Raw genomic sequence first — 19675 nt, forward strand, 5'->3', positions numbered from 1 at the left:
ATCGCATATAATGGAAAAAAGAAAAATTGAAATAATGGATACAACACTCCGAGATGGTGAACAAACCTCCGGAGTGTCTTTTTCTGTATCAGAAAAACTTACGCTTGCCAAATTATTACTGGAAGAACTTAAGGTAGACCGTATTGAGGTCGCTTCTTGTAGGGTTTCTGATGGTGAGTTGCTTGCTGTGAAACAAATTACACAATGGGCAAATGAAAAAAAATTTATAGATAAAGTTGAAGTACTTTCATTTGTTGATAAAGGTGTTTCTATTGATTGGATGGTAGATGCAGGAGCAAAAGTTCAAAACCTATTGACAAAAGGCTCTTTAAATCATCTAACACATCAACTTAAAAAAACTCCTGAAGAACATTTTTCTGAAATTACGTCAGTAATTGAATTAGCACAATCAAAAGGTATTGAAACCAATGTGTATTTAGAAGATTGGAGTAATGGTATGCGCAACTCGCAAGAATATGTATACCAATTTCTTGACTTTTTAACCACACAACCTGTAAAAAGAATTCTTTTGCCAGATACTTTAGGTGTTTTAACGCATAATGAAACTTTTAGTTTTATAGATGCAATTGTAAAAAAATATCCGAGTTTACATTTTGATTTTCATGGTCATAATGATTATGATTTAAGTGTTGCTAATGTTATGGAAGCGCTTAAAGCAGGTTGTCATGGTTTGCATTTAACCGTAAATGGTATGGGAGAAAGAGCTGGTAATGCTCCCCTTGCTAGTGTTGTTGCGGTAATAAATGATTTTTTACCTGAAATTGAAACCAATGTAAACGAGTCATCACTATATAAAGTAAGTAAGTTAGTTTCTGCTTTTACTGGTTTTGGTATTCCTGCAAATAAGCCAATTGTTGGTGCGAATGTGTTTACTCAAACTGCTGGTATTCATGCAGATGGAGATAGTAAAAATAACCTTTACTTTAATGATTTATTACCTGAAAGATTTGGGCGTAAACGCCAATATGCTTTAGGTAAAACTTCTGGCAAAGCAAATATTCAGAAAAACTTACAAGAATTAGGACTTACGTTAAATAACGAAGAACTTAAAAAAGTTACCCAACGTATTATTGAGTTAGGTGATAAAAAAGAACGTGTTACTAAAGAAGATTTACCATACATAATTTCTGATGTTTTAGATAGTGATGGTTATCAAAACAAAGTAAGCATTAAGTCTTATTTATTATCACATGCAAAAGGTTTAGAACCTTCTGCTGCAGTTGCTGTTGAAATTGAAGGTGAGGATTTTGAAGCTCACGCACAAGGTGACGGACAATTTGATGCATTTATGAATGCATTGAAAATTGTTTATAAATCTAAAAAAATTAGTTTACCAACTTTAATTGATTATGCGGTTAGAATACCTCCTGGAAGTCATTCTGATGCCTTATGTGAAACTATTATCACTTGGGATTATCAAGGTAAAGAAATATTAACTCGTGGTTTAGATTCTGATCAAACTGTATCAGCAATAAAAGCTACAGAGAAAATGCTGAACATCATTTAAAAAGGTTTTAAAATAAGAACAACATATAATTAATTATAGCTTTAAGCATAATGTTAAAGCACAAAGAAAAATACAAATGAAATTAAACATTGCCCTTTTAGCCGGAGATGGTATAGGACCAGAAGTAATTGATCAAGCAGTAAAAGTATCTAATGCTATTGCTGCAAAGTTTAATCATGAAATTAGCTGGACACCTGCTTTAACAGGTGCTGCTGCAATTGATGATTGTGGAGAACCTTATCCTGATAGTACTCATGCAGTTTGTGAAGCTGCTGATGCTGTTTTATTTGGTGCAATTGGTCACCCACGTTTTGATAATGACCCTTCTGCTAAAGTTAGACCAGAACAAGGTTTGCTTAAAATGCGTCAGAAATTAGGTTTGTTTGCTAATGTAAGACCAACATTTACATTCCCGTCTTTAATTGATAAGTCTCCTTTAAAGAAAGAACGTATTGAAGGTACAGATTTAATTATCTTAAGAGAGCTTACTGGTGGTGTATATTTTGGTGAAAGAGGTCGTAAAGATGATGGAAACACTGCTTTTGATACCATGACGTATAAGCGTGAAGAGATTACACGTTTAGCTAAAAAAGGCTTTGAATTAGCAATGACAAGAGGTAAAAAACTTTGTTGTGTAGATAAAGCTAACGTATTAGAATCTTCAAGATTATGGAGAGAAACTGTACAAGCAATGGAAAAAGATTATCCTGAGGTTGAAGTTTCTTATGAGTTTGTTGATGCAGTTGCAATGCGTTTAGTTCAATGGCCAAGTTCTTATGATGTTATGATTACAGCAAATTTATTTGGTGATATTTTAACAGATGAAGCTTCTGTAATTTCAGGTTCTATGGGCTTAATGCCATCTGCATCTGTTGGGGAGAAAACAAAATTATACGAACCAATTCACGGTTCATACCCACAAGCAGCAGGTAAAGATATTGCAAACCCATTAGCAACAGTATTATCTGCAGCAATGTTATTTGAAGATTTTGGTTTAACTGAAGAAGCTACACTTATTAGAACTGTTGTAAATAAATCATTAGCTGAAGGTGTTGTTACTGAAGATTTAGCTGAAGGTGTTGTTACTGAAGATTTAGCTGAAGGTGGTAAAGCATATAAGACTAGTGAAGTTGGTGATTGGTTAGCTAAAAACATCTAATTATAAGCTAAACTTTAAAAGTTCAAAAAAATCCTCTGAAATGTATTCAGAGGATTTTTTGGTTTTACCAACTCACTCCTGCTCCACCGCCACCAGAACTACCACCTCCAAAACTTGATGATGAAGACGAAGATGATGATGATGAGGAATAACTACTACCAGAACTTGAACTGCTAGAGCTCTCTCTAACTTTCATAGGTATTGTTTCTGATATTGAAGTTTTCGCATTACAATTTTTACATTCATAAAAATTTATTCTTTCACCATAACTATCATATGTGGCTATTTTAATAATTTCAGTTCTAACCCTACCGTTTGCTTCATAATTGCACTCATCACATTCAATATAAGACCTACAAGATTCTCCGTAATATCTTAGTATCAAAATATCACTTCTATCTTCTGTAACCCAAACATCGTAATCAACGGATTTAATATTTTCTTCTATCAATTGTCCATCATTTAAATGGGCAATTTCTTTTTCAGAATCTAATAAAGTTAATTGCTTTCCATTTAATTTACTAAATCTAGGGTTGTACCTATATTCTTTTAATCTTTTTAAGTATAGTTCATGAATTGTAGCTAGTGGAATGGGAAAAAACATGTATTTAAAACCCATGTTTAAGTTTTGTAACCTTTTATATTTATCATAATAATCTTCTTTTGAAATATGTATAGAAGCCATACGTACATAAAAGTAAATTCCATAATAAATACAGAGAAGTATATATATAATTAAAATAATATACCACATACTCAAATTAGTTATAAAGTCAAAAAATGAATTTACTGCATTGGTAATTCTATTAGATAATTTGTTACTTTCAATGTTATAAGTTATTTCATTAGAATAAATTTCGGCGACAGCTTCTGGGTTTTCTAAAATTGTTTTTACTTGTCTTGAAGCATTTAATAAGCCGAGGCCATAATCATATTCTTGAAATGCAGGTACAATTTCATCAGTGCCAATTCTATAACAAATATTATCAGGTAAAACAGCTTCTAATCCATAACCAGTCTCAAATTCTGTTCGTCTTTGGTTAACGACCGTTAGTATTAATAAGCCATTATCTTTATCAGCCTTACCAATACCCCATTTATTGAATAGTTTTGTAGCAAATTTTTTAGGAGTTTAACTCCCAATGCTATTTACAATAACAATAATAACCTCTGCGGAAGTATTCTTTTCTAAACTATATAAGACCTTATTAATTTCTTCTTCTTTTTCTTCGGAAAGAAAATCATCTGGATCAGAAATATATCCAAAAATCCCATTTTCTCTTGGCTGTGGAACAATGTCAAGGGTGTAGAAATGAGATTGTTGTTTTATATAATTAGGAGGTATAAATTTAGGGTAATCTATTACTTCGTTGGAGTCTTTGAAGCTATTTATTTCACTTATTTGATTAGTATTTGATTTGTTTTGGGAAAAAGAAAAATTTACTAGAAAAAATAATAGTAAAATGAATAGCCTGTTTTTAAATTTCATTAGGTTGATTTAGATCAATCTAATCTAAAAAAATCGTGTAAGAACAGTAAGCTTAATCGGTATATTGCAATTTCTATTAGGTTTGGTTATTTCTTAAGCCTTCTTTTAATTATAATTCCAATAGCAATTAAAACACCTGTACCCGCTAAAATAGCGCCCACATAACTAGAATAGACAACACTATAACCCATGGCTATAGGTAAACCTGCCAAATAAGCTCCAGAAGCATTTCCCATATTAAAAGCACTTTGGTTCATTGAAGAACCTAGCATTTCCGATCCTTTTGATGCATTTATGATTGCCATTTGTAGTGGTGTTGATACGCTAAAAGAAGCCGCACCTATTAAAAATGTAGTACATAATATTAGTATAGGGTTACTTGCAGTGAGACCATTAATTACCAATAGAATAACCATAGTAGAAAAACAAACAATAATTGCTTTCATTGGGCTCAACTTTTCAGTTAATTTAGCACCAACAAAATTGCCAATAACCATACCTACACCTGCAATAATCATAGCATAGCTCACCATATTTTCTGGATAACCAGCAACATTTGTAAGTAATGGAGCTATGTAGCTATACCAAGCAAAAAAACCACCTGTACCTACGGTAGTAAGTACAATAACAATCCATAATTCTACTCTTTTGAATACTTGAAAATCTTTTCTTAACCCTTTATCTGATGATTTTGGTAATTCTGGAATCCAAAAGTAAATACTTAACATGGCAAGAACTCCAATGCAACCGACAATTAGAAAAGATAAGTTCCAATTAAAATTATGTCCGAAATAGGTGCCTAAAGGCACACCTATAACATTGGCAACAGTTAAGCCCGAAAACATTACAGCCATAGCTTGTGCAGCTTTGCCTTCACGAGCTAATTTACCAGCAACTACTGCTCCAATACCAAAAAAAGCACCATGGGGTAAGCCTGATAAAAACCTAAAAAACAATAAACTGGTGTAATTTTCTGCAAATGCCGAAAGTGTATTGAATATCGTAAACCAAAGCATTAAAGCCAATAGCATTTTATGTGAAGACCACTTACTACCAATACTGGTTAATAAGGGAGCACCAATAACAACCCCTAATGCATAGGCAGAAATAAAATGACCTGCTTTTGGTATTGAAATATTTAAAGCTGTTGCTACATCTGGTAAAATACCCATAATAACAAACTCTGTCATACCAATTCCAAAACCACCTATGGCTAATGCTATTAAAGCTTTTCTGTTTGTGATTTGCTCCACTATAACTAAAAAATTAAAAATTAAGTCTTTTAAAAACCTATTTATTTATAGTGCAAAGTTAGAACGAATTAAAAGCTTAGTGCTATGCTTTAGTAACAATTTTAAAATGAAATGAATTTTTAGTACTTTGAGATTTTAGAAGTTAATTTGATACTATTACAAATAAAAAACCTCTTATATTTTATGATATAAGAGGTTTTAATGACTTTATATTAAATAGTATTATAAGATATAATCTGTACTCACAAAATTAGAAAGTTTAGCGTCTAATAATTGCTCAACTATTTCCGTGTTCAGCTCATTGTCTTTAAAAGCAACAAATGTTCTTATTGAGAATGAACGTAGCGCATCATGTACACTTAATGTTGCTTGGGCAGAATCTTTTCTACCTGTAAAAGGATAAACATCTGGGCCACGTTGGCAAGAGCTGTTTAAGTTTACTCGACAAACTAAATTTACTAGCGTATCAATTAACGGAGATAATGCATAAACATCTTTGCCAAATAAACTTACTTGTTGGCCATAATTTGATGCAGCCATGTCATCTAAAGGTTCTTCTATATCTTTAAACGATACCACAGGAATAACAGGTCCAAATTGTTCTTCTTGATAAACACGCATATCTTTAGTAACTGGGTAAAGTACAGCAGGCCAAATGTAATTATCTGTTTGCTTTCCTCCTTTTTTATTTAAAATTTTTGCTCCTTTTACTTTAGCATCATCAATTAAACCTTGAATATATGCTGGTTTGTCTGGTTCTGGTAGTGGTGTAAGTTTTACACCATTTTCCCAAGGATTACCAAATTTTAATTCATCTACCCTTTTAGCAAAGCGCTTAGTAAATTCCTCTTTAATATCTTCATGTACATAAACAACCTTTAAAGCTGTACAACGTTGACCATTAAATGATAAAGTACCTGCAATACACTCATCAATAGTTAAATCTAAATCAGCATCTGGAAGAATAATAGCAGGGTTTTTAGCTTCTAAACCAAGAACTAATCGTAAACGGTTACTCTTTGGATGTTGCTGTTGTAATGCATTCGCAGATTTACTATTCCCGATTAAAGCTAAAACATCAACTTTACCTGTTTGCATAATTGGTGCAGCTACAGCTCTACCTCTACCAAATAAAATATTAATTACTCCCTTCGGGAAACAAGATTGAAAAGCTTCTAATAAAGGAGTAATTAATAAAACGCCATGTTTAGCAGGTTTAAATATTGCCGTATTCCCCATTATTATTGCAGGAATTAGCAACGCAAAAGTTTCATTTAAAGGGTAGTTATAAGGTCCTAAACAAAGAACAACCCCTAAAGGTCCTCTTTTTATATGCGCGTAAACACCATCATGTTTTTGAAATTTAGCAGCGTTACGGTCTAATTGTTTGTAATCTTCAATAGTATCATAAACATACTCAACTGTTCGATCAAATTCTTTTTGCGAATCAGGTAATGATTTACCAATCTCCCACATCAAAAGTTTTACAACTTCGTCGCGTTTTGTTTCCATTTTTTTAGCAAAAGCCTCCATGCATTCGATTCTATCTTTAACATGCATCGTTGGCCAAATACCTTGACCACGACCGTAAGCTTTCATAGCAGCATCTAAAGCATCGATTGCCTCAGTTTCGCCCATATCAGGTATACTACCTAGTAATGTTGGTTTGTATGTCTCTGTTGATGAGATTGTAGAATATACTTCCGTAGTATTCCCTGTCCATTTTTTTAGTTCACCATCAACTAAATATTTTTTTTGATCTATAGTTTCTTTTATCTGAAATTCCTCTGGAATTGTACTGTCAATTTTGCTCATACATTTATATTCTGAAATATAAATTTAGTCAAAAAGCTACTATAAACCCTCTAAAATCAAGCTTAAATTATGAATAATATCATTTAATTAACATTAAAATTTAAAACAAATAAAAATCTAAAAAATCAAACGTTTGCGAATAATAATCAGTTTTTAGCTAAACCAAATATTCAAATAAATCTTTCTTGTCATTGATGTAATCACCATAAAAATTCCCCTCTTTCATGCGTAGAATTAATGGTTCTAAATCATCAGGACTTTTTAATTCAATACCTACAACTGCTGGTGCATCTTCTTTACTTGATTTTTTGGAATACTCAAAATGTGTAATATCATCATTTTCACCTAAAACAGAACCTACAAATTCTTTTAAAGCACCTGGTCGTTGTGGAAAACGAACAATAAAGTAATGTTTTAATTTTCCATAAAGTAAAGCACGTTCTTTTATTTCTGCGGTTCGTGTAATATCATTATTACTGCCACTAACAATACAAACTACGTTTTTACCTTTTATTTCGTCTTTAAATTGATCTAAAACAGCAATTGTTAATGCACCAGCAGGCTCAACAACAATAGCATCTCTATTATAAACATCTAAAATAGTTTGGCACACTTTACCTTCAGCAACGGTTACCATTTGGTATAAATTATTTTTACAGATGTTATATGTATAATCACCAACTTTTTTTACAGCTGCACCATCAATAAATTTATCAATTTTAGCTAATTCAGTGTTTTCTCCTTTTTCAATAGATGTTTTCATAGATGGAGCTCCCTCAGGTTCTACGCCAATAATTTTAGTATTTGGAGATAAAGCTGACAGACAACCAACAAGTCCTGATGCTAAGCCACCACCACCTACGGGGACGAAGATGTAATCAATAGGTGTTTTTGATTGTTCCATAATTTCCAAACCAATTGTACCCTGTCCTTCAATAGTTTTAGGATCATCAAAAGGATGAATAAACGTCATGTTTTCTGTTGTGCAGTATTCTTTCGCTGCTGTTGATGAATCATCAAAAGTATCCCCTTCTAAGATAATTGAAACCCATTCTCCACCAAATAATTCCGTTTGTTTAACTTTTTGTTTGGGAGTAACAGAAGGCATAAAAATCACCCCTTTTATTTTTAAATGATTACAAGAGAATGCTACACCCTGTGCATGGTTTCCGGCACTAGCACAAACAACGCCATGTTCCATTTCTGCTTTAGATAATGAACTAATTTTATTGTATGCTCCCCTAATTTTGTATGACCTAACTTGGTGTAAATCTTCCCTTTTCAAAAGAACATTTGCATGGTATTCTTTTGACAATCGAATACTGTTAGTTAATGGTGTAAGTTGAGCAACCTCTTTAATAGTGTCAGCTGCTTTTTTAATATCATTTAACTGAGGAAAATACATATAATGTGTTATTAAAACCTGTAATTAGTTTGGTTACAAAAGGTGTGAAAAACAAAATTGGGAACTAATTACCAATAAAGATAATTAAGTTCCCAATTATTATAGTTTAAATTCTAGTTAATTAAAACACCTATTTTATATAGGATTGTAAACTAGCTATTTATCATATATTAAACAATAGGCTTCATTGCTGTCATAGAAGCTCTAAGTCTTGCGCCTACAATTTCTACTGGATGTTCTCTTAATGCTTTATTTACTCTAATTAATTTAGCATTGTCAACTCCGTTACCTTCACCCTCAGCAAAATCTTTACCAATAACATCAGTATCAATCTTAGTCATAAAGTCAGCTAATAAAGGCTTACAAGCATGATCAAATAAGTAACAACCGTACTCTGCTGTATCAGAAATTACACGGTTCATTTCAAATAATTTTTTACGTGCAATTGTATTTGCGATTAATGGCGTTTCATGTAAAGACTCGTAGTAAGCAGACTCTGCAATAATACCAGAATCAGTCATAGCTTCAAAAGCTAATTCAACACCAGCTCTAACCATAGCAACCATTAATACACCGTGATCGTAAAATTCTTGTTCAGAAATTTTATCACTTCCTGCAGGAGTTTTTTCAAAAGCAGTTTCACCAGTAGCTGCTCTCCAAGTTAAAAGGTTTTTATCATCGTTAGCCCAATCTTCCATCATTGTTTTAGAAAATTCACCTTGAATAATATCATCCATATGTTTTTGGAATAATGGACGCATGATATCTTTCAATTCTTCAGCCAATTCAAAAGCTTTTATTTTTGCTGGGTTAGATAAACGATCCATCATATGTGTAATACCACCGTACTTTAAACCTTCCGTAACAGTTTCCCAACCATATTGGATTAGTTTAGAAGCATAACCAGCATCTAGACCTTTTTCAATCATTTTATCGAAACATAAAATAGATCCTGTTTGTAACAAACCACATAAAATAGTTTGCTCACCCATTAAATCAGACTTTACTTCTGCAACGAAAGAAGATTCTAAAACACCTGCTCTATCACCACCTGTAGCTACTGCGTAAGCTTTAGCTTCAGCAAATCCTTTACCTTGAGGATCATTGTCTGGGTGAACAGCGATTAATGTTGGAACACCAAAACCTCTTTTATATTCTTCACGCACCTCAGATCCTGGACATTTTGGAGCAACCATAATAACCGTTAAATCTTCGCGAATTTGCATTCCTTCTTCTACAATATTAAAACCGTGAGAATAAGATAATGTAGCTCCTTTTTTCATTAAAGGCATAATGGCAGTAACTACTGCAGTATGTTGCTTATCTGGAGTTAAGTTAATAACTAAATCAGCAGAAGGAATAAGCTCTTCGTAAGTACCAACATTAAAGCTGTTTTCTTTAGCGTTTTTGTACGATTGTCTTTCTTCTTTAATTGCTGCTTCACGTAATGTATACGAAATATCTAAACCAGAATCACGCATGTTTAATCCTTGGTTAAGTCCTTGGGCACCACAACCTACGATTACTATTTTTTTACCTTTTAAAGCTGATACACCATCAGTAAATTCACTTGTGTCCATGAACCTACATTTCCCTAATTGGGTCAATTGTTCTCTTAATGATAGTGTATTGAAATAATTTGCCATTTTATAAACTCGTTTATTTAAAATTGATTTTATTTATTTTCTTTGAATTCTGCTAATAATACCGATATTGGCATTTCAGCTTTAGTTACTGCTATTCTCCCTGAACGTACAAATTGCATAATCCCGAAAGGTTTTAATTTGTCATACATTTCGTCAACCTCAAACTTTCTTCCTGTTTTTGCTAAAACAAAGAAATCTCTTGATACAGTTACAATAGTTGCATTACAATCTTTTATAATATTTTGAATGTTTCGTTCGTCAAATAACAAGCTAGAATCTATTTTAAATAAAACAGACTCTTGATAAATAGTTTCATCATCTAAATGAAAATACGCTTTAATAACTTCTATTTGTTTTTCTATTTGACCAACAATCTTACGTGCAGTTTCATGATCAGTAAATATTACAACTGTGAATTTTGAAACATTTTCTATTTCAGATTTAGAAACATTTAAACTTTCAATATTAATATGTCTTTTTAAAAATATCCCTGAAATCCTATTTAGTAGACCAACATTATTCTCAGAATAAACTGATACTGTATACCTATTTTTCTCCATTATTAATACTCAAACCCTAATATAATATGGGTTGTAATTTAAGTTCTTATTTTAATCTTATATCTGATACTGATGCTCCAGTTGGAATCATAGGAAATACGTTATCTTCCTTTTCAACCTTCACTTCTAAGAAATACGGATTTTTTGAAGCCATCATTTCTTTAATCGTATTTTTTAATTCACTTCTTTCGCTAATTCGCTTAGATTCGATATGATATCCTTCTGCTATTTTTACAAAATCAGGATTTACCATAACTGTTGAAGCATATCTTTTTTCAAAAAATAACTCTTGCCATTGGCGTACCATACCTAAGTGATCATTATTTAAAACCACAATTTTCACCGGTATATTATGTTGAAAGATAACACCTAATTCTTGAATAGTCATTTGATAACCACCATCACCAATAATAGCAACAACTTCCCTATCCATAGCACCTTGTTTAGCGCCAATAGCAGCAGGTAAGGCAAAGCCCATAGTACCTAAGCCACCTGAAGTTATATTACTTTTTGTTTGATTGAATTTTGCATATCTACAAGCGATCATTTGGTGTTGACCAACATCAGTAACAATAACAGCGCTGTTTTTTGAAGCGATATTTATCTCTTCAATAACTTCTCCCATAGTTAAACCTTCTTTCGTTGGTTTAATATCATTTTTAATTACTTCATTATATTCAATGTCATATCTTTTCTTAAACTCATTATGCCACTCATCATGATTTTTTTTATCAATTAATGGTAAAATAAGTTGTAAAGTTTCTTTTGAATTTCCTAAAACAGCAACATCAGATGTTACGTTTTTATTAATTTCAGCAGGGTCTATTTCAAAGTGGATAACTTTTGCTTGTTTAGCATATGTTTCTAAGTTACCAGTAACACGATCATCAAAACGCATCCCGATGGCAATTAGCAAGTCACATTCATTTGTTAAAACATTTGGTGCGTAATTACCGTGCATACCTACCATACCAACATTTAAAGGATGTTCACTATCCATTGCCGCGACTCCTAAAATTGTCCATGCAGCAGGAATACCTGCTTTTTCAACAAACTGTTTTAATTCAGCTTCAGCTTCTCCTAAAATAACTCCTTGACCAAAAACAATCATTGGTTTTTTAGCTTCATTAATTAATTTAGCAGCTTCAGCTATTGCATTTGTATTTGGCTTAGGTACGGGTTTGTAACTTCGTACACCTGTACATTTCTCATAAGAAAAATCAAACGTATCAAATTGAGCATCTTTAGTAATATCAATTAAAACTGGCCCTGGACGACCTGATTTTGCGATATAAAAAGCTTTAGCTAAAATTTCAGGAATCTCAGAAGCTTTAGTTATTTGGTAATTCCACTTTGTTACTGGTGTAGAAATGCCAACAATATCAGTTTCTTGAAAAGCATCAGAACCTAACAAATGGCTTCCAACTTGGCCCGTAATACAAACCATAGGAGTTGAATCTATTTGAGCATCAGCTAAACCTGTAACTAAGTTTGTTGCCCCAGGTCCTGAAGTTGCCATTGCAATACCAACTTTACCCGAAACTCTTGCATAGCCTTGAGCAGCATGTGTTGCTCCTTGTTCATGACGTGTTAATATATGAGTCAGTCTATCTTGAAATTTATATAATTCATCATAAACTGGCATTATAGCACCACCTGGGTAACCATAAATTAAGTCAACACCTTCTGCTAATAAACAATGAATAATTGCTTCAGCTCCACTAATATTCATAGTCTCTATCTTTTTATTAGGTGTCTTATTTTCTTTTATCGTATTCGAATTCATTCTCTTAATCTTGAGATTTTCTAGTAGTAATTTTATCTAGAAATAAAAATATATTATTAAAATTCGTCAGTAACACAACCTTGTGATGCTGAAGAAACAGAACGAGCGTATTTGTACAATACTCCCTTTTTAAATTTTAGGGCTGGTTCTACCCAAGCTTCTTTTCGTTTTGCTAGCTCCTCTGCAGTAACATCAACATTAATTGAGTTTGTTTCTGCGTCAATTGTAATAATATCACCATCATTAATTAAGGCAATAGCACCACCATCTTGAGCTTCTGGAGAAATATGACCTACGACGAAACCATGTGTACCTCCTGAAAATCTACCATCTGTAATTAAAGCTACATCTTTACCTAAACCAGCACCCATAATAGCCGCAGTTGGTTTTAGCATTTCTGGCATTCCAGGCCCACCTTTTGGTCCCTCGTACCTAATGACGACTACATCACCTTTTTTAACAATACCAGTTCTAATACCATCATTTGCAGCATATTCACCATTAAAAACTTTTGCAGTTCCTTTAAATAACAAACCTTCTTTACCTGTAATTTTTGCTACTGAACCATTTTCAGCGATATTTCCGTAAAGCATACGTAAATGACCTGTTGCTTTTATAGGGTTTTCTAAAGGACGAATAACATCTTGACCTTCAAGTAAACTTGGTACCTCTGCTAAATTTTCAGCTAAAGTTTTACCAGTAACTGTTAAACAATCACCATGTATTAAACCTTTTTCTAATAAATATTTTAATACTGCAGGAGTACCACCAATGCGGTGAACATCTTCCATCAAATATTTACCACTAGGTTTTAAATCTGCAATAAATGGTGTTGTATCACTAATATGTTGAAAATCTTCTAACGTAAATTCAATATCGGCAGCTCTTGCAATAGCTAAAAAGTGTAGTACTGCATTTGTAGAACCTCCCATAATAGTTACCAAACGAATTGCATTTTCTAGTGATTTTCTAGTTACAATATCTAAAGGCTTTATATCATTTTCTAACAGATAAAACATTTTTTTACCTGCATCAATACACTCTGCTTTTTTCTCACTACCTATTGCAGGGTTTGAAGAGTTGTATGGTAATGCCATACCTAAAGCTTCAATTGCCGATGCCATAGTGTTTGCAGTATACATACCACCACAAGCACCTGCACCCGGAATAGATTTTTTAATAATACATTGAAATTCATCTTCTTTCATTGTACCAGCAACTTTTTCTCCCCAAGCTTCAAAAGCAGAAACAACATCTAACTTTTTATCATTATGACAACCAGAAGCTATAGTACCACCATACACTAGAATTGATGGTCTGTTTAAACGAATCATAGCCATTAAAGCACCTGGCATGTTTTTATCACAACCAACTACAGTAACCAAACCATCATATGACATACCTTGAACAACAGTTTCCATAGAATCTGCTATAATATCACGTGATGGTAATGAAAAACGCATTCCTGGCGTTCCCATAGAAATACCGTCACTAACACCAATAGTATTAAAGATTAAGCCGACCGATTCATTTGAGTTTACACCCTCTTTTACTTCCTTAGCTAAATCATTTAAATGCATGTTACAAGGGTTACCTTCGTAACCTGTACTTGCAATACCAACTATTGGCTTATCAAAATCTTCATCTTTAAATCCTATACCGTATAACATTGCTTTTGCTGCAGGTTGTGTAGGATCTTGAGTGACGTTCTTACTATATTTATTTATTTCCATTAAACTTAATGCTTGTATATTAAATATCCCTTGTGTATTCTCTAACTATTCAAAGATAATAGTTTATAATTCCTTATAATTTTAACAATTCTTATTGGTACAAATTCAATTTCCGCTAAATGTATCTAAACTACTGATTTTAAGTAAAATAGACTAGTATTTCGTACCATATTCATTTATTTTAAACATTTTTAAAGGGCTTGTGTTTTTATGAATAACACAAAAATTTTAGCCATTTATCAATAAAAAAGCCTGTATCTTTATAATTACGATACAGGCTTTTTAATAAATAAAATACCGTATCATCTCTTACTAGAGACGATGATAATCACTTTATTTAAAATATAATTTCTCATATAATATGATAAAGGTAATTAATAAGCTCGGTAGTAACAAAAGATAGTTTAAGTTTTATATACATTTGATACATGATGGAATTATTGAACAAGCAAAATGATTTTTTTTATTCGCAACAAACAAAAAGTATAGCTTTTAGAAAAAAGTTTTTAATAAAACTTAAAAATGAAATTATTGCTCAAGAAGATGCTATTTGTGATGCTATATATGCAGATTTTAAAAAACCAAAGTTCGAATCTTTGGCCACCGAAACTCAATTTACAATTGCCGAATTAAATGGTGCGATTAAAAAGTTGAATAAATGGGCTAAACCTCAAAAAAAAAGTGGCTCTTTACTTAATTGGCCATCAAGCGATTATATATATAAAGAACCGTATGGAGCAGTTTTAATCATTGCACCTTGGAATTACCCTTTTCAGCTTGCTTTAGCACCGCTTATTGGAGCTATTGCTGCAGGTAATACTGCTGTTATAAAACCGTCAGAACTCACACCAAATACTTCAAAAATTATTAGCTTAATCATTAAAAATGTTTTTCCAGAAGAATATGTTTCGGTAGTTGAAGGTGGTGTGGAAGTATCTAAAGAATTATTAGCTCAAAAATGGGATTATATTTTTTTTACAGGAAGCACACGTGTTGGTAAAATTGTTTATGAAAGTGCGGCTAAACACTTAACCCCTGTAACCTTAGAATTAGGAGGTAAAAACCCAACTATTGTTGATGCTACTGCATCATTAAAAACTAGTGCTGACCGAATTGTTTGGGGGAAATTTTTAAATGCTGGTCAAACATGTATTGCTACAGATTATATTTTAGTTCATAAAACAGTAAAAACAGCATTGATTGATGCGTTGAAAAATAGCATTACTAAATTTTATGGGAATGCTATTGAACAGTCTCCTGATTTTGCTAGAACAGTAAATCAATCTCATTATGAGAACCTAAAAGAAATGCTTGAAGGTGAAAATATTGTTTTTGGCGGACAGACTAATGATGATGATAATTACCTTTCTCCTACCTTAGTTGACGAACCTAATCTGGAAAGTAAAATAATGAAAGGTGAAATATTTGGTCCTATTTTGCCTATTATTAGTTATGAAACTGAAGAAGATTTAGACATTTACATTACTAAATATGGAAAACCATTAGCAACCTACATTTTTAGTGAGAATAAAGATTTTCAAAATAAAATATTAAACAAATATAGTTTTGGTGGTGGTGCTATAAATGATACTATTGTACATATTACTAATAAAAAATTACCTTTTGGTGGTGTTGGAGCTAGTGGTATTGGCGCTTACCATGGGAAATTGTCTTATGATTTGTTTTCACATTCAAAAGCAATTATAAAAAAAGGAACTTGGCTTGATATTCCCTTACGCTACCCACCTTATAATTTACCTATAAAGTTTGCTAAAAAAATAAGTAAGTTATTTTAAAGTTACATTAGTTTAAAGTTTACTATATCACCAGATTTTTTTTGTGAAAGTATGGATATAGCTTTATCTGTTAGTTGAATAATTCTTGGGTAACCACCAGTTGTTTGGCCGTCTTTCATTAAAACAATCAATTTGCCTGCTGGTGTAAATTGAACTGTACCTGGCAACGTTGCTGATGTTAACATAGAAACTTTGTGACCATCAATTGTCTGCTTTAATTGATATGCCATTCTATTATTTTCTGGAGCAATATTAAATTCTCTAAAAAATATTTGTTCTAATTGTCTGTCATTCAACAAACTGAATTCCGGACCTTTTGCTACATATAATTCAGTTTCGTCTAGCAAGCTATTGGTTTTAAGACTAGTAATTTTAGGCTCAAATTTGGAGTTTTTAATATATGGAATTTCAAAATTATCTTTAATAACAATATATGGTGTAATAGCAGAATAATAAGATCTACTTCCTAATATTTCTTTAGATTGAAATCCGTTTTTGATAGCTATATATGCTCTAAATCCTTTTTGTAATCTGCCATAAGACAAAATATCACCAGCCATGATTTTTAATAATTTGTAATTTTCAACGGGTATATTATTTAAAGTAACTTCAAATTTAGCACCGCCAAGACTTATATATGTATCTTTTCCAAATTGTAAAGTTGGACCAGTCATTGTAATTTCTAAAACTGAATCATTTACATCATTTTCTAATAGCGTATTTATTTTATAAACAGTATTAGTGTCCATAACTCCCGATACCGGTACTCCATTATCTCTATATCCAAAACGACCACTATCTTGAATGGTGGTATATAAACCTGATTTTAATACTTTAAGCATCTATTTTAATTTTTTCAGGTTTGTAAATTCCTACTTCACTTTCAATTTTGGTTAAATCATAACTTGCTTTTGAAATTTGGTAGAATTGGACTTTATCTCCCACTTTAACCAAACATGGGTTCTCATTTTTGGTATTAAAAATAGGAACAGAACAATTTCCAATAATATTCCAACCACCTGGTGATTGTTGTGGGTAAACACCCGTTTGTTTGCCGGCCAAACCAACGGCTCCTTTTAAAACTTTTAACCTTGGTGTTTCTCGTCGTGGAATTTCTAATGCTTTGGATAAACCTCCTAGATACATAAAGCCAGGCAGAAAACCAATTCCGTAAACCGTATACGCAGTTGAAGTATGAAGTGCAATAATTTCTTCCTTTGTTTTATTTAAAGCTGCAGCTACATCGTTTAAATCTATACCAAAATCATCATCATAACACACAGGAAAACGCCATAAATATTTTTGAATCTTTTTAGCTTCACTTTTAGTATTATACCACGCTAATAATTGCTTTTTAAAAGCTACAAAATTAATGGTTTCATTTCTAAGAATAACAGTCAGTGAGTTATATGCTGGTACTAGTTCATAAACCTTATTTGTCAAACAGTGTTCATTCAAGTAATTTGAAAAAGTCAAAATATCATCTAAGATATTTTCTTCAACCTTATCGGGCCATTCAATTAAAACTGCATGAGTACCAAAAGGTTTAATTGTTATAAAATAATTTTTCACTTTAAAACAGTTATGTTGTGGTTGGGTAATTCTTTATCAAGATACATTAATATTTCTGAAGCATTAACAGTATCACCATGAATACAATAAGTCTGTGAAATTATACTCATAAAATTATTATTTATTGTTTTTACACGTCCATTAATTACCATCTCTTTAATATGAGCTAAAATGGTTTTACCTTCTTTTAAGAGAGAGTTAGGTTCTTTGCGTGATACAAGGGATAAATCATCATTATAATTACGATCAGCAAATGCTTCAAACGCAATTGTGAAACCTCTTTTTTGTGCTTCAAATGCAACTACGGAATTATAGGGTACATAAAGGATAGCGTCAGTCTTATAATCTTTAATACTGTCTAAAAAAACAGTTGCTAAGTTTTTAGTTTTAGCAATATCATTATATAAAGCTCCATGGGCTTTTATATGATGCATAACACCTTTTTCTTCTTTTAAAATACTTAAAAAAAAAGCTAGTTGATTTTTGATGCTCTCTTTTAAGTTTTCATCAGAAATAAATATGGATTGTCTGCCAAAATTTTCTTTATCAGGGTATGAAGGGTGCGCACCAATTTTTACATTATTTTTTAATGCAAGTTGCAGGACAGTTCTAATTGTATTTTCATCACCTGCATGACCGCCACAGGCAATATTACATGATGATATTAATGGAAGAATTTCTTGCTCGTTCCCCACTCCTTCACCAACATCACAATTTATATCAATAGTATGCATATTTATAAGGAATAACCTATAACTTTTAATATACTCTTTACACCTAGTATAATTGAAATCAGAACAATTAAAACACCTAATATATTTTGAAATAAGGTGTTTTTAAATTTTCCTAAAACACTTTTTTTATTTACAATCCACAGTAAAAATATAGCAATTACTGGTAATAGAATTCCATTAGCAATCTGTGCAAATTTGATAATTTCAATAGGTTTAATTCCTAATAATAAAAAGGAAACACCAATTATTATAATTAGCATCCATACTGCTTTAAAGCGTTTATCTTTTAAACCTGCATTCCACCCAAAACAACTATTTGCTACATAAGCTGCAGCTAATGGTGCTGTTACTGATGATGTTATTCCTGCTGCAAAAAGACCTATTCCCATAAAATATTTAGCAGCTGTGCCAAATAAAGGTTCTAAACCTTTGGCTAAGTCCATAACACTAGTAATATTCTTATTTGTGATGCTTGTTGCTACTATTATTATACACATAGACACCAAACCACCTAATGAGATAGAAATTATGGTATCTTTTTTAGCATTTGGTAACTCATCTTTTGTTTTCCATTTTTCACTTACTAATGATGCATGTAAAAACAAATTATAAGGAACAACCGTTGTACCAACTAAAGCTATAATGGTAAGTATACTGTTTTCAGGAGTTGATGGTACAAATAAACCTTTTACTATTGCTACCAAATCAGGTTTTGTGATAATTGCGGTGAGAATAAATGATAGACTCATTATAATGACTAATGAAACTAATACTTTTTCTAAGGCTTTGTAGTTCCCAAAATAAAGTAAAGCAAATGCAATACTTGAGATTATAAGTGCATATATCTCAGTGTAGCCACTACCAAAAATTGCTTCTAAACCTAGTGTCGCACCACCAATATTACCACCTTCATACGCTGCATTACCAATTATAATTGCTGCAATTATAATTCCTAAAATAAGGTATTTAGACCAGCTTGTATTTAATTGTTCTTTTATAACATCAGCCAACCCTTTTTGACTAACAATACCTATACGAGCAGCCATTTCTTGCAAAACAATAGTTGCAATTACAGATAACAGCATAGCCCACAACAAAGCGTATCCAAAACTAGCACCTGCTAATGTGCAAGCAGTTACTGTTCCTGGCCCAATAAAGGCCGCTGCAATTAAAACACCTGGTCCAATTTTTTTGAACAT

15 protein-coding genes and 1 pseudogene are annotated in these 19675 nt (G+C 32.1%); 3 read left to right on the plus strand and 13 right to left on the minus strand.

The features are described 5' to 3' along the window. Positions 1-10 precede the first annotated feature (10 nt). Together KO500_RS13720 and leuB are read left to right on the plus strand one after the other, a co-directional pair. On the plus strand, positions 11-1528 hold the full coding sequence (locus tag KO500_RS13720) for an alpha-isopropylmalate synthase regulatory domain-containing protein (RefSeq protein WP_215957132.1): 1518 nt from the start codon (positions 11-13) through the stop codon (positions 1526-1528). Between the two features lie 76 nt (positions 1529-1604). Continuing rightward, the gene (gene leuB / locus KO500_RS13725) at positions 1605-2687 is read left to right on the plus strand and encodes a 3-isopropylmalate dehydrogenase (RefSeq protein WP_215957133.1); all 1083 of its coding nucleotides are present in this window, start codon (positions 1605-1607) and stop codon (positions 2685-2687) included. Positions 2688-2751: 64 nt separating this feature from the next. Here leuB and KO500_RS17390 read toward each other — a convergent pair whose 3' ends face one another. The 9 genes and pseudogenes from KO500_RS17390 to ilvD form a co-directional block, all read right to left on the minus strand. Continuing rightward, entirely contained in the window at positions 2752-3372 is a 621-nt protein-coding gene (locus KO500_RS17390) for a hypothetical protein (protein WP_252732522.1), read from the minus strand. A gap of 216 nt (positions 3373-3588) precedes the next feature. Next, a pseudogene (locus KO500_RS13735) lies at positions 3589-4176 on the minus strand (TPM domain-containing protein); the annotation flags it as partial. Positions 4177-4262: 86 nt separating this feature from the next. Then, positions 4263-5429: an MFS transporter gene (locus KO500_RS13740; RefSeq protein WP_215957135.1), complete on the minus strand. Its 1167-nt coding sequence runs from the start codon at positions 5427-5429 to the stop codon at positions 4263-4265. 222 nt (positions 5430-5651) lie between these two features. Next, entirely contained in the window at positions 5652-7244 is a 1593-nt protein-coding gene (locus tag KO500_RS13745) for an NADP-dependent glyceraldehyde-3-phosphate dehydrogenase (protein ID WP_215957136.1), read from the minus strand. A 157-nt stretch (positions 7245-7401) separates the two neighbouring features. Next, on the minus strand, positions 7402-8649 hold the full coding sequence (gene ilvA / locus KO500_RS13750; RefSeq protein WP_215957137.1) for a threonine ammonia-lyase IlvA: 1248 nt from the start codon (positions 8647-8649) through the stop codon (positions 7402-7404). A gap of 170 nt (positions 8650-8819) precedes the next feature. Next, positions 8820-10295, minus strand: coding sequence for a ketol-acid reductoisomerase (gene ilvC / locus KO500_RS13755; RefSeq protein ID WP_215957138.1), 1476 nt, complete (start codon positions 10293-10295; stop codon positions 8820-8822). Between the two features lie 29 nt (positions 10296-10324). Next, the gene (gene ilvN, locus KO500_RS13760; RefSeq protein WP_215957139.1) at positions 10325-10855 is read right to left on the minus strand and encodes an acetolactate synthase small subunit; all 531 of its coding nucleotides are present in this window, start codon (positions 10853-10855) and stop codon (positions 10325-10327) included. A gap of 46 nt (positions 10856-10901) precedes the next feature. Next, positions 10902-12641 (minus strand): biosynthetic-type acetolactate synthase large subunit, encoded by a 1740-nt coding sequence (gene ilvB, locus KO500_RS13765; protein ID WP_215957140.1) that lies wholly within the window; start codon positions 12639-12641, stop codon positions 10902-10904. A 56-nt stretch (positions 12642-12697) separates the two neighbouring features. Next, positions 12698-14374: a dihydroxy-acid dehydratase gene (ilvD, locus tag KO500_RS13770; protein ID WP_215957141.1), complete on the minus strand. Its 1677-nt coding sequence runs from the start codon at positions 14372-14374 to the stop codon at positions 12698-12700. A gap of 428 nt (positions 14375-14802) precedes the next feature. Between ilvD and KO500_RS13775 the strand changes: the two genes are divergently transcribed. Next, entirely contained in the window at positions 14803-16170 is a 1368-nt protein-coding gene (locus KO500_RS13775; protein ID WP_215957142.1) for an aldehyde dehydrogenase, read from the plus strand. A gap of 2 nt (positions 16171-16172) precedes the next feature. On the opposite strand, the gene KO500_RS13780 is transcribed toward KO500_RS13775, so the two are convergent. Genes KO500_RS13780 through KO500_RS13795 form a run of 4 tightly spaced genes read right to left on the minus strand, consistent with a single transcriptional unit; the run spans position 16173 to position 19675 of the window. Next, positions 16173-17012: a biotin-dependent carboxyltransferase family protein gene (locus KO500_RS13780; protein WP_215957143.1), complete on the minus strand. Its 840-nt coding sequence runs from the start codon at positions 17010-17012 to the stop codon at positions 16173-16175. After that, a complete protein-coding gene (pxpB, locus tag KO500_RS13785) occupies positions 17005-17742 on the minus strand; it encodes a 5-oxoprolinase subunit PxpB (protein ID WP_215957144.1) in 738 nt (245 codons plus the stop codon). The genes KO500_RS13780 and pxpB overlap by 8 nt, the downstream gene beginning before the upstream one ends. Then, a complete protein-coding gene (gene pxpA / locus KO500_RS13790) occupies positions 17739-18476 on the minus strand; it encodes a 5-oxoprolinase subunit PxpA (protein ID WP_215957145.1) in 738 nt (245 codons plus the stop codon). The genes pxpB and pxpA overlap by 4 nt, the downstream gene beginning before the upstream one ends. A gap of 2 nt (positions 18477-18478) precedes the next feature. Further along, on the minus strand, positions 18479-19675 hold the full coding sequence (locus KO500_RS13795; RefSeq protein ID WP_215957146.1) for an Nramp family divalent metal transporter: 1197 nt from the start codon (positions 19673-19675) through the stop codon (positions 18479-18481).

Source organism: Cellulophaga baltica, from assembly GCF_018861125.1.
In the GTDB taxonomy this organism is placed as follows: Bacteria; Bacteroidota; Bacteroidia; order Flavobacteriales; family Flavobacteriaceae; genus Cellulophaga; species Cellulophaga baltica_A.